This window comes from Rhodoplanes roseus (genome assembly GCF_003258865.1).
Classification (GTDB): domain Bacteria; phylum Pseudomonadota; class Alphaproteobacteria; order Rhizobiales; family Xanthobacteraceae; genus Rhodoplanes; species Rhodoplanes roseus.
In genome coordinates this window covers 1-12034 of sequence record NZ_NPEX01000182.1, presented here as the reverse complement: position 1 = coordinate 12034, position 12034 = coordinate 1, and the positions used below count along the sequence as shown (strand labels likewise).

The following is a 12034-nucleotide window of genomic DNA, read 5'->3' as shown; positions in this document are numbered from 1 at the left end:
GAGCGGACCGGGCGCCAGCAGCGCGGCCAGCAGCGCGGCCAGCATCGGGGCCCTGGCCCATGAGCGGCCGAATCGAACGGGACGGTTCGTGCGGGTCGAAATTCTGGAGGGGGTCCAGGAGGGGGTCATGGGCGATCCGGGTTGGTGCACACGGCAACGCACGGCGGTGCCGCCCGTCGCAGCCGGCCCCCGAATGCGTCGGGATGCCGCTGGCCGGCCGAGTGACGCCGGCCGGATTCTCGCCCGAACGCGCGACCTCCGCCCCGCTCAGCTCGGCTGCTGCCGCTTCGGCGCCGGCTTGCTCCTCGCCGGGCGCGCGGGCGCCGGCGGCTCGCCGGTCCGTTCGATGGAGGTCAGCCGGCCGCCGGTGAACCGGTAGATGCCGGAACGGTCGGCGCTCGCATAGGTCATCACCACGCTGCGCTCGCCACGCTCGTTGGCGCCGATCTCGGTCGACTGGGCCGGGCCGTAAACCTGCACGACCTCGCATTCCGTCATGTCGAGGCCGACGCCGCGCAGCGGCCGGTCCACCGCACCCGCCTCGCCGGAGGGCGCCGCACCGGCGCACGCGCCCTGGCCGTCGACCAGGTCGCCGGGCGAGACCGGCCGGTTGGTGTTGACGGCCGCCTTGGCGAACTCGCCGGAGGGCGTCGGAACGAAAGCGTTGGCCGAGGGCAGCAGCTTCACCTCGGACGGATCCGGCATGCTCGAGCATCCAGCCACGCCGAAGGCGGCCATGGCGATCAGCGCGGCCGCGGCCGAGCGCAGCGTCGCCCGACGAGCTGTCGGCGAGAAACCAGTCTGATCGGATCGTGCGTGACGCATATGGGGCCCCCTTCCCCGACGCCGCCCCCGCGGATCGGCCGTGGCGTCGCCGTCGGCCCGGATGCCCGAGGGCTGTTCGGCCGCGAGCGGCCGCCGCCGTATTTCGATTGGAAACAACAATCGTTCAAGCGGTTTTTTGCGTCGGCATCATGGCAGTCCGTCCGCTGGAAGCCGAGGCCCCCACGCCCCCCTGCGACGATATGCTGGCCCTCAGCCGCGCTTATGCCAGCGGCCGTTTTCGTCGCATTGCCAATAGGTCACCTCGAATCCTTCGGCCTTTTTCTCACGCCAGGTGACGCGCGCCTCGGCGAGCGCCTCCTCGTCCTCCCCGTCGAACATCACGACGATCCGCCGATAGCTCGCCGCGTCCGGCGGCAGCGGCGCCCGCTCGACCAGGAAGCGAACCACCGCCCCGTTGGGGTTGTGGTCCTTGACGGTGAGCAGGATCGGATGCTCGGCCAGAAACCCGTCCCGGTCGGTGCCGTGCGGCAGAAAGGAGTCGTCCCGGTAGGTCCACAGATGGGCGTCGAGGGCGTCGACCCGCTCGTCCGAGCCGGCCTGCACCACCACGCGCCAGCCCCGCTCCAACGACTTCTCCAGGAGCGACGGCAGCACCGATTCCAGCGGCCGGCGCTGCAGATGGTAGAAGAGAAGCTCGGTCATCGCTCTACCCTACACCACGCCCGCGGGACATGCCCGAGGGCGTGGTGATCGAGGCGCCGGACGCCGGCACCCTCACGGCTCGTAGACGTCCGCGACCAGCCGGTCGAGGAGCCGGACGCCCCAGCCGGAGCTCCAGCTCTTGTTGATGTCGGTCTGCGGCGAGCCGAGCGCCGTGCCGGCGATGTCGAGATGCGCCCACGGGGTCTTGCCGACATAGCGCTGCAGGAACTGCGCCGCCGTCACGGCGCCGCCGAAACGCCCGCCCGTGTTCTTCATGTCGGCGAACTTCGAGTCGATCAGCTTGTCGTACTCCGGCGCGAGCGGCATGCGCCACACCCGCTCGGCCGTCGCCTGGCCGGCTTTCACGAGGTTTTCCGCGAGCTTGTCGTCGTTCGCGAAGAGCCCCGCATGCTCCTGGCCGAGCGCCACCATGATGGCGCCGGTGAGCGTCGCGAGGTCGATCATGGCCTGCGGCTTGTACTTGGTGACGACGTGGTGGAGGACGTCGGCGAGCACCAGCCGGCCCTCGGCGTCGGTGTTGATGATCTCGACCGTCTGGCCCGACATGGTGGTGACGATGTCGCCGGGCCGCTGGGCGGCGCCGTCCGGCATGTTCTCCACCAGCCCGATGGCGCCGATGGCGTTGACCTTGGCCTTGCGGGCGGCGAGCGCGTGCATCAGCCCGACCACGCAGGCCGCCCCGGCCATGTCGCCCTTCATGTCCTCCATGCCGGCCGCCGGCTTGATCGAGATGCCGCCGGTGTCGAAGCAGACCCCCTTGCCGACGAAGGCGATCGGCTTGTCGGTCGCCTTGCCGCCGTTCCACCGCATGACGACGACCCGGCTCTCGTGCGCCGAGCCCTGGCCGACGCCGAGCAGCGCGTTCATGCCGAGCCGCTTCATCGCCCGGTCGTCGAGGATCTCGACCGCCACGCGGAGCTTGCGCAGCTCCGCGGCGCGCTCCGCGAAGGCGACGGGAAACAGCACATTGGGCGGCTCGTTGACGAGGTCGCGGGCGAGCACGACGCCGTCCGCCACCGCCTCCCGCTCGGCCCCGATCCGCCGCGCCGCCGCCGGGTCCTTCACGGCGACCGTCAGGGTGACGGGGCGCTTCGGCTCGTCGTCGTCCTTCTTCTTGGTCTTGTAGCGGTCGAACGTGTAGGCGCGCAGCCGTGCACCCAGAACGAGATCGGCGGCGAGCTCGGCGTCCATGGCACCGGTCGGCAGCTCCGCCACCATGGTCACCTCGGCGGCCGACCCGGCCTTGCCCATCGCGGCGCCGCCGAGCCTGACCGAGTCGTTCGGCGTCCAGTCCTTCGGCTTGCCGAGCCCCACCACCACCAGCCGATCGACCGCCAGGTCCGCCGGTGCGACGATATCGAGGGCGGAGCCGAGCTTGCCCTTGAACCGGTCGGCCGCCGCGGCACGCGTCACCACGGCCGTCGCCTTTCCGAGAATCGCCCTGGTTGCCGGACCCAGCCGAAGCCCGTCGTCGCAAAACACGACCAGAACACCCTTGGCCGGCGGCGCGAACGTCCCGAACCTGATCCGAAATCCCTCAACCATTCCAGCTATCCTCTTGATCCTGCGGACCCGATTCTGTGGCCCGAGGGCCACGGTGCCAGCAATTCCCCTGTCGCGGTAGTGACCCGTGGCCGAAAGCTTGGCATAGCATTGGGGGGATGCCTCGGTCACACGCGGTTAACCACGCCGAGGCGCTTCCGGGATGCAGCGGAGAGGACGGCCTTTTTGTCGACAGATCGGCCCGGCAGACTCGTGTATCCTGGGATCCTGCGATCCGCCGTCGACAGACGGAGCCTCGCAGGCGAGTCGGCTCGGGGGAGCCGGGGACGAGGGGGAAAGGTGACGACGACCGGTATCACCGGGTTCGAGCCGCAGGTGCGCCCGTCCGGGGCGCTGCAGGCGGTCGACGTCGTCTCGATCCCGTCATGGACAACGACAACCCGGCGGCGCGTTCTGCCCGCCGAATGGACCGTGAGAACCTAGCGAATGGTTGCGGGTCGTCTCTCGCGCTATTTCGGCCGGCGCTTCCTGGGCGCCTCTCTCACCGTGTTCGTCGGTGTGTTCGGGCTCGTCCTGCTGGTCGACTATATCGAGCTGATGCGGCGCAGCGCCGGCGAGGCCAATGCCTCCGCCATGCTCGCGGCCGGCATCTCGGTGACCCGCGTCCCCCAGATCATGGAACGCATCATGCCGTTCGCCGTGCTGGTGGGCGCCATGCTGTGCTATCTCAACCTGTCCCGCCGCCTCGAGCTCGTGGTCGCCCGTTCGGCCGGCATGTCGGCCTGGCAGTTCGTCGCGCCGGCCGTGTTGGCCGCCCTCGTCATCGGCGTGTTCGCCACCGCGGTCTACAACCCGGTCGCCGCGATGCTGCAGGAGCAGTCCAAGCGGCTCGAGGACCGGGCCTTCAACAACGCCGCGCAGACCGGCCTGCAGAGCACCGGCACGGGCTTCTGGGTGCGGCAGAAGAGCGTCGACGGACAGTCGATCATCAACGCCGTCACCAGCACCGACCAGGGCGTGCGGCTCGGCGGCGTCACGGTCTTCATGTACGATCAGGCCGGCCGCTTCATCGAGCGCATCGAGGCCAAGATCGCCATGCTCAACGAGGGCTATTGGCGCTTGATCGAGGCCCGGCGCTATCCGGTCGACGCGCTGCCCGAGCGGGTCGCCGACTACGCCCTCAAGACCAACCTGACGCTGGCCCAGGTGCGCGAGACCTTCGCGACACCGGAGACCGTGTCGTTCTGGGATCTTCCCTTCTTCATCGAGATGGCGGACCACGCCGGCCTCGCCGCGGCGGGCTACCGGCTGCAGTACCAGAAGCTGATCTCGCGGCCGGCTCTGCTGGCCGCCATGGTGCTGGTCGCGGCCGCGTTCAGCCTGCGCTTCTTCCGCTTCGGCGGGGTGCAGAAGATGGTGCTGAGCGGCATCGTCTCCGGCTTCCTTCTGTACGTGCTGTCGAAGGTCACCGAGGACCTGAGCAAGGCCGAGCTGATGCATCCGGCGGCGGCGGCCTGGCTTCCCGTGTTCATCGGCGTGCTGACCGGTCTCGTGCCTCTCTTGTACCTGGAGGACGGGTGATGCCGGCCATGCGTCCGACCTCGTCTTCCCTCCGGATCCGGCAGCGCCTGTTCGCCGCCACGGCGACGCTGGCCCTGCTCGCCGCGACGACGGTGCTCGGCCTCGGTCCGGCCGGCGCGCAGACGCTCGACTTCCGCTCTCAGGTTCGCCCGACGCAGCCCAAGGCGGCGCCGGTGACGGACCCGCAGATGCTCGTCCAGTCGACCGAGATTCAGTACGACTACACCAACGAGCGGGTGGTCGCGGTCGGCAACGTCCAGATCTACTACAAGGGCTCGACCATCGAGGCCGACCGGGTCGTCTACGACCAGAAGACCAAGCATCTGCAGGCCGAGGGCAACGTCCGGCTGACCGAGCCGGACGGCAAGATCACCTATGGCAGCCTGATCGACCTGACCGACGACTACCGCGACGGCTTCATCGACTCGCTGCGCATCGAGACGCCGGACCAGACCCGGTTCGCGGCGGCGCGCGGCCAGCGCACCGGCGGCAACTACACGGTCTTCGAGAGCGGCGTCTACACGGCCTGCGAGCCTTGCAAGGACAACCCGCAGAAGCCGCCGCTGTGGCAGGTCAAGGCGGCGCGGATCATCCACGACCAGAACGAGAAGATGGTCTATTTCGAGGACGCGAAGATCGAGTTCTTCGGCGTGCCTCTCGCCTACATGCCCTACTTCTCGGCGCCCGACCCGACCGTGAAGCGCAAGAGCGGCTTCCTGATGCCGCTCGCCACCACCAGCACGATCTACGGCTACGGGCTGGAGACGCCCTACTACTTCGCGCTCGCTCCCAACTACGACCTGACGCTCTCGCCCCGGGTGATGACCCGGCAGGGCCTGCTGATGCAGGGCGAGTGGCGCCACCGCCTCGAGGACGGCTACTACTCGATCAAGGGCGCCGGCATCTTCCAGGCCGACAAGGACTACTTCGTCAGCAACGGCGTGCCGACGTCCGGCTTCCGCGACTTCCGCGGCAGCATCGAGACGACCGGCCGCTTCAACCTGTCGCCGCGCTGGACCTGGGGCTTCGACGGCATCCTGATCACGGATCCGACCTTCTTCGACAACTACAAGATCAAGTCGCTGCAGAGCCGCACCGGCAACGAGTTCTTCAGCAACCTGACCGAGGGCGTGTCGCAGATCTTCCTCACCGGCCGCGGTGACCGCAGCTATTTCGACATTCGCGCGATGCACTTCTACGGATTCTCGGAATCCGACGTGCAGAAGACGCTGCCGGTCGTCCATCCGGTGATGGACTACACCTCGGTGCTGAACCAGCAGGTGCTGGGCGGCGAGGTGAGCTACCGGGCCAACCTGACGAGCCTGTCGCGCGAGCAGGCGGAATACAACGCGATCAGCCAGGCGGCCTTCAACACCGGCCTGTGCAGCACCACGGCCGACACCGCGAAGACCGCGAAGGACTGCCTGCTGCGCGGCATCCCGGGCACCTACTCCCGGCTCTCGGCCGAGGTGGACTGGCGCACCCGCTACGTCGATTCGTTCGGCCAGGTGTTCGTCCCGTTCGCCTCGCTGCGGGCGGACGCCGCCCAGCTGCACGTGAACTCCAGCGACCCCAGCGTCGCCAACTTCATCCAGACCGGCGACTCCTCCGAGATCCGGGTGATGCCGACGATCGGCCTGGAGTATCGCCTGCCCCTCATCTCGGTGCAGAGCTGGGGCACCCAGACGATCGAGCCGATCGCCCAGATCATCGCGCGGCCGAACGAGAGCAATATCGGCAAGCTGCCGAACGAGGACGCCCAGAGCCTGGTGTTCGACGACTCCAACCTGTTCCGGGTCGACAAGTTCTCCGGCTGGGACCGCGTCGAAGGCGGCGGCCGCGCCAATTACGGCATTCAATACACCGCTCAGGTGAATGGAGCCGGCGCCGTCAACATGTTGATCGGCCAGTCCTATCACCTGTTCGGCACGAACTCCTTCGCGGTCGGCGACACCTCGAACACGGGTCTCGACAGCGGCCTCGACAAGCGCGCCTCGGACTATGTCGCGCGGTTCGCCTACACGCCGAACCGGATCTTCAGCCTGATCTCGCGCTATCGCTTCGACGAGAGCGATCTGACGCTGCAGCGCCTCGAGGTCGAGGGCCGCATGTCGTTCGACCGCTGGAACGTGTCGATGATGTACGGCAACTACGCGGCGCAGCCCGAGCTCGGCTTCCTGGAGCGGCGCGAGGGCGTGCTGGGCAGCGGCTCGGTGAAGCTCGATGCAAACTGGATCGCCAACGGCGCCATCCGGTACGACATCGAGAACAGCAAGATCAGCCAGACCCGCGTCGGGCTCGGCTACATGGACGACTGCTTCCTGATCGGGCTGAACTACATCACCGACTACACCTACAGCGGTAACGTGTCGTCCAATCATACGGTGATGCTGCAGATCGGCCTGCGGACCATCGGCAGCACGTCGAGCTCGTCGACCACCGCGTCGTCGATCGGGACGACACAATAATTTCGCCCATATCGGCTTTTAAGGCTCTGGCCGTTCAGTGCTAGCCTGCGGCGCCGCGGCACGTGCCGCGTTCGTCGCGGCGGCGCTACGACGGACCCGGCCCGGGTCCCTGACCAGCGATCGACATCACATGAACGGTGCCATGCTTCGCACACGACTGATCTCGGCCCTGGGCGGCCTCGCCGGCGCCCTGGCGATCCTCCTGGCCGGCGGCGCGGTCCAGCCCGCGGCCGCTCAGAACGTCATCGTGATGGTGAACGGCGACCCGATCACCTCCTTCGACATCGAGCAGCGCCAGAAGTTCGCCACCCTGGTCACGCGCAAGACGCCGAGCCGGCAGGAGGTCATCGAGGAGCTGATCGACGAGCGCATCAAGATCCAGGCGGGCCGCCGCTTCCGCCTCGACATCGGCGATTCCGACGTCGACACGTCCTATGCGGACATGGCCAAGCGCATGCGGATGACCCCGGAGCAGCTCACTGCGACGCTCGCCCATGGTGGGGTCACGCCCGGGACGCTGAAGTCCCGCATCCGCGCCGACATCACTTGGCAGCAGCTCGTGCGCGGAAAGTTCCAGTCGAGCTTCCAGTTTCGCGACAAGGACATCCTGGCGGCGGCGGAAGCGAAGCGGAAGGACGACCAGCCGATCTCCGACAAGATCGCCGCGACCGAATACGTGCTGCGGCCGATCCTGTTCGTCGCCTCGAAAGGCGGCGAGGGCGCCGAGACGCGCCGCCGCGAGGCGGAGGCGCTGCGGGCGCGCTTCGAGAGCTGCGACAGCGGCCTCCCCTTCGCGCGCCAGCTGCGCGACGTCGCCGTGCGCGAGCAGATCGTCAAGAACTCGACCGACCTGGCGCCGGCGCTGCGCGACCTGCTGGACAAGACCGGCGTCGGCCGCCTGACCAGCCCGGAGAGCACGCCGAACGGCATCGAGATGTTCGCGCTGTGCGCCAAGCGCGAGATCAAGGTGGACGCGCCGGCCCTGAAGGAGGTTCGGCAGGAGATGTTCGCCGAAAAGTTCCAGGCCCACTCCAAGAAGTACCTGCAGGAGCTGCGCCGCGCCGCGATGATCGAGCGGCGATGAGCGCCGCCGCGGCCCCTCTCGCCCTGACGATCGGCGAGCCGGCCGGCATCGGACCCGATATCGCCCTTCTGGCCTGGCTGCGCCGCGACGCCGCCGCCCTGCCCGCTTTCGCGCTTCTGGCCGACGCGGCCTTCATGGCCGCCCGGGCTCGCCGCCTCGGTCTCGACGTGCCGATTGCCGCGGTCGGCTTCGGCGCGGCCGGAGCCGCGTTCTCGCATGCCCTGCCCGTGCTGGATCTCGGGATGCCGGTCACGGCGGAGCCGGGCGCTCCGGACGCGTCGAGCGCCCCCGCGGCGATCGCCGCGATCGACCGTGCCGTCGCGGCCGTGGTCGCCGGCGACGCGAGCGCCGTGGTCACCAATCCGATCGCCAAGCACGTGCTCTACGAGGCCGGCTTCCGCCAACCGGGCCACACCGAGTACTTGGCCGAGCTCGCCGGGCGGCATTTCGGGAGCACACCGCAGCCCGTGATGATGCTGTGGTCACCACGGCTCGCCGTCGTGCCGGTGACCATCCACGTGCCGCTGTCGACGGTGCCGGGACGGCTCACCGAGAGCCTGATCGTCGAGACCGGGCGCATCGTCGCCCGCGACCTCGCGGCGCGGTTCGGCACGCCGCATCCGCGGCTCGCGATCGCCGGTCTCAATCCGCATGCGGGCGAAGGCGGCGCGCTCGGGACCGAGGACGACGCCGTGATCGCGCCCGCCGTCGCGGCCCTGAGGGCCGAGGGCATCGCGGCCCGCGGCCCGCTTCCGGCCGACACCCTGTTCCACGAGGCAGCGCGAAAGACCTACGATGCGGCGCTGTGCATGTATCACGACCAGGCGCTGATCCCGATCAAGACGCTGGCCTTCCACGACGCCGTCAACGTGACGCTCGGCCTGCCGTTCGTCCGCACCTCCCCGGACCACGGCACCGCCTTCGACATCGCCGGGACCGGGCGGGCCGAGCCGTCGAGCCTGATCGCGGCGCTCGGCCTCGCGGCGCGGCTGTCCGCCGGCTCGCGCCGGGCCCGCGCCGCATGAGCGCGATCGACGATCTTCCGCCGCTGCGCGACGTCATCCGCCGGCACGACCTCTCGGCCCGCAAGTCGCTCGGCCAGAACTTCCTCCTCGACCTGAACCTGACGGGCCGGATCGCCCGCGCCGCCGGCCCGCTCGACGGCGTCACCGTGGTCGAGGTCGGTCCCGGCCCGGGTGGCCTGACGCGCGCGCTGCTCGCCGAAGGCGCCCGCCGCGTCGTGGCGATCGAACGCGACGCCCGCGCCGTCGCAGCGCTGGCCGAGGTCGCTGCGCGGTACCCGGACCGCCTGGAGGTGGTCGAGGGCGACGCGCTGGAACTCGACCCGACCCCGATGCTCACCCGCTCGGGGCCGATCCGCATCGTCGCCAACCTGCCCTACAACATCGCGACCGCGCTTCTGGTCGGCTGGCTGTCGATCGAGCCCTGGCCGCCGTGGTTCGACCGGCTGGTGCTGATGTTCCAGCGCGAGGTGGCCGAGCGGATCGTCGCGGCCCCCGGCGGCAAGAGCTACGGCCGGCTGGCGGTCCTGGCGCAATGGCGCTGCGAGCCCAAGATCCTGTTCGACATCGCGCCCTCGGCCTTCGTGCCGCCGCCGAAGGTGACGTCGACGGTGGTGCGGCTGGAGCCGCGCCCGGCGCCGCTGCCCTGCCGGCTCGGCGCCCTGGAGCGGGTCACGGCCGCGGCCTTCGGTCAGCGCCGCAAGATGCTGCGGCAGAGCCTGAAGACGCTCGTGCCCGATCCGCTGCCGCTGCTCGCCGCCGTCGGGATCGATCCGACCACCCGGGCCGAGACCGTCCCGGTCGACGGCTTCGTGGCGCTCGCCCGGGCACTCGACGCGCTCACCCCGGCGACCCTGCCGGACACGCCGGCGGCAAGCGCGCCTTAACCACCGCGCGAGCTTACGGTCCCTCGGCGGGCCGGACACACGCGCCGCGTGAACCCGCCGGCAATCCACCTCCCACTACCGTGCAGTGACGACACCCCCGGGAGGCGCGCGTGCCCCGTCCCACCCTGCTGATCAGTGCCACCCTGCTGGGTGCCGTGAGCTTCTATCTGGTCGGCCTCGCCACCGGCGCCGTGACGCTGGTGGGGTACGAGCGCGGCAACGCCGTCAGCCGCGGCCTGTTCGTCGAGAGCAGCGGGTTGCTCTCGCGCTTCACGATGCCTCCCGTCTATGTCCCGGCCGGCCGAGCCCTGCGGGCCGACTATACGGTCGACGCGAAGGTGGGCTCCCTCTGGGTCGTGATCATGCAGCCGTTCTGGTCGAAGGTCCGGGCGACCGCCTATGTGGCCGGCGAGCGCAGCGGGAGCATCGTGTTCGTCGCCGAGACGGCGGGCTGGTACGAGTTCTACGTCGATCCCACGCCCGTGTTCGGTCACCGCTGCCACACGCCCGGCGCCGACATGGTCGACATCCTCACCGGGCGTGACGGGTGCCCGCGCTACGACGTCCGCTACACGGTGTCCTGGCATCTCGCCGACGGCGCCGAGACCGGCCCCCGTCACGTCACTGTCCCAATCGCCGGCCCGGACCGGCAGCCACCGTCCGCGCGCATCGGGCCGTGAGTCAGGTCGCGAAATCGGCCGGCCCATCGAGGTCGGCGAGGAGACCCGGTCCGAGTCGAGCTGCGCGTCGCGCACCCGCGGCGTGCAGAAGATCAGCCTGGGAGAGCGTCGCGCGCTTCGCCGTGGCGGCGTTCCGGGCCGAGGTGGCTGATCAGGTCGCTGCTCGCCGATCGGGTTGCGACGACTAGGCGGTGATTTCCCTCAACCCGTCGAGCAGGCCGTCGACGAAGCTCTCCATGTCGGCCCGGTGGACGCGCTTGAGGCGCTCGGCCGTGAGGATCGACTGCAGCCGCTTGAAGCTCTTGTCGAGATCGCGGTTGACCAGAACGTAGTCGTATTCCGGCCAGTGGGCGATCTCTTCGGCGGCGTTCCTCAGCCGCTTGACGATGATGTCCTCGGAATCCTCGGCGCGCCGCTCGAGCCGCGCCTTCAGCTCGGCGGCCGAGGGCGGCAGCACGAACACGCTGACCACGTCGTCGCGCATCGCCTCGTAGAGCTGCCGCGTGCCCTGCCAGTCGATGTCGAACAGCACGTCGCGGCCCGCCGCCAGCGCCTGCTCGACCGGCTCCCGCGGGGTGCCGTAGCAGTTGCCGTGCACCTCGGCATGTTCGAGCAGATCGCCGGAGTCGCGCATGATCTCGAACTGCCGCTTCGTGATGAAGCGATAGTGCACGCCGTCGATCTCGCTCGGCCGGCGCGGCCGCGTCGTCACCGAGACCGACAGGGTGATGTGCTCTTCCTCGTCGATGAGGGTGCGAGTCAGCGTCGTCTTGCCGGCGCCGGACGGCGACGACACCACCAGCATGATGCCGCGCCTCGCGATCGCTCCCTGCGTGCTCGCCCCGTCCGCCGGCATCGCTCCTACTCCAGGTTCTGCACCTGCTCGCGGAACTGCTCGACCACGCTCTTCAGCTCGAGACCGACCCCCGTGAGCTCCAGGTCGTTCGACTTGGCGCACACCGTGTTGGCCTCGCGGTTCAGCTCCTGCGACAGGAAATCGAGACGGCGGCCGACCGGGCCGCCCTTGGCGATCAGGCTCTTGGCCTGAGCCACATGCGCGACGAGACGATCGAGCTCCTCGCGGACATCGGCCTTGGAGGCGATCAGGATCGCCTCCTGATGCAGCCGGTCGGCGTCGAAGCGCTCGCCCGTCTCCATCAGCGCGGCGATCTGATCGGCGAGGCGCTGACGGATCGCCTCGGCCTTGCGGCCCGGCGCCGCCTCGGCGCGCGCCACCAGCGGCTTGAGCCAGCCCGAGGACTCGGTGCCGAGCCGGGCGCAGGCGGCGGGGGAGAGATTC

General features: G+C 69.5%; 11 protein-coding genes. 6 read left to right on the top strand and 5 right to left on the bottom strand.

All coding sequences use genetic code 11. The annotated features are described in order from the left end of the window. Positions 1-267: 267 nt before the first annotated feature. The 3 genes from CH341_RS21440 to CH341_RS21430 form a co-directional block, all read right to left on the bottom strand. Positions 268-705 carry a hypothetical protein gene (locus CH341_RS21440; protein ID WP_146604566.1) on the bottom strand — a complete coding sequence of 146 codons (438 nt, stop codon included), beginning with the start codon at positions 703-705 and terminating at the stop codon, positions 268-270. Between the two features lie 330 nt (positions 706-1035). Continuing rightward, positions 1036-1488: a DNA polymerase III subunit chi gene (locus CH341_RS21435; protein ID WP_111421015.1), complete on the bottom strand. Its 453-nt coding sequence runs from the start codon at positions 1486-1488 to the stop codon at positions 1036-1038. 72 nt (positions 1489-1560) lie between these two features. Further along, complete coding sequence (locus CH341_RS21430) at positions 1561-3054, bottom strand: leucyl aminopeptidase (RefSeq protein ID WP_111421014.1); 1494 nt, start codon at positions 3052-3054, stop codon at positions 1561-1563. A gap of 444 nt (positions 3055-3498) precedes the next feature. Between CH341_RS21430 and lptG the strand changes: the two genes are divergently transcribed. The 6 genes from lptG to CH341_RS21400 all read left to right on the top strand — a co-directional run bounded on the left by lptG (position 3499) and on the right by CH341_RS21400 (position 10734). Continuing rightward, positions 3499-4593, top strand: coding sequence for an LPS export ABC transporter permease LptG (gene lptG / locus CH341_RS21425; protein ID WP_111421013.1), 1095 nt, complete (start codon positions 3499-3501; stop codon positions 4591-4593). Then, positions 4593-7061 (top strand): LPS-assembly protein LptD, encoded by a 2469-nt coding sequence (locus tag CH341_RS21420; RefSeq protein WP_111421012.1) that lies wholly within the window; start codon positions 4593-4595, stop codon positions 7059-7061. Before lptG ends, CH341_RS21420 begins: the two co-directional genes overlap by 1 nt. 142 nt (positions 7062-7203) lie before the next feature. Further along, positions 7204-8145 carry a peptidylprolyl isomerase gene (locus tag CH341_RS21415; RefSeq protein ID WP_170149744.1) on the top strand — a complete coding sequence of 314 codons (942 nt, stop codon included), beginning with the start codon at positions 7204-7206 and terminating at the stop codon, positions 8143-8145. Continuing rightward, positions 8142-9170: a 4-hydroxythreonine-4-phosphate dehydrogenase PdxA gene (pdxA, locus tag CH341_RS21410; RefSeq protein WP_111421010.1), complete on the top strand. Its 1029-nt coding sequence runs from the start codon at positions 8142-8144 to the stop codon at positions 9168-9170. The genes CH341_RS21415 and pdxA overlap by 4 nt, the downstream gene beginning before the upstream one ends. Further along, positions 9167-10054: a 16S rRNA (adenine(1518)-N(6)/adenine(1519)-N(6))-dimethyltransferase RsmA gene (gene rsmA / locus CH341_RS21405; protein ID WP_111421009.1), complete on the top strand. Its 888-nt coding sequence runs from the start codon at positions 9167-9169 to the stop codon at positions 10052-10054. The genes pdxA and rsmA overlap by 4 nt, the downstream gene beginning before the upstream one ends. A 110-nt stretch (positions 10055-10164) precedes the next feature. After that, positions 10165-10734 carry a hypothetical protein gene (locus CH341_RS21400; protein ID WP_111421008.1) on the top strand — a complete coding sequence of 190 codons (570 nt, stop codon included), beginning with the start codon at positions 10165-10167 and terminating at the stop codon, positions 10732-10734. Positions 10735-10918: 184 nt separating this feature from the next. Here CH341_RS21400 and gmk read toward each other — a convergent pair whose 3' ends face one another. Both gmk and CH341_RS21390 read right to left on the bottom strand, forming a co-directional pair. Then, on the bottom strand, positions 10919-11590 hold the full coding sequence (gene gmk, locus CH341_RS21395; RefSeq protein ID WP_111421007.1) for a guanylate kinase: 672 nt from the start codon (positions 11588-11590) through the stop codon (positions 10919-10921). 5 nt (positions 11591-11595) lie between these two features. Further along, positions 11596-12034: endoribonuclease YicC domain-containing protein (locus CH341_RS21390; protein WP_210208509.1), on the bottom strand; the 439-nt coding region annotated here is incomplete at its 5' end.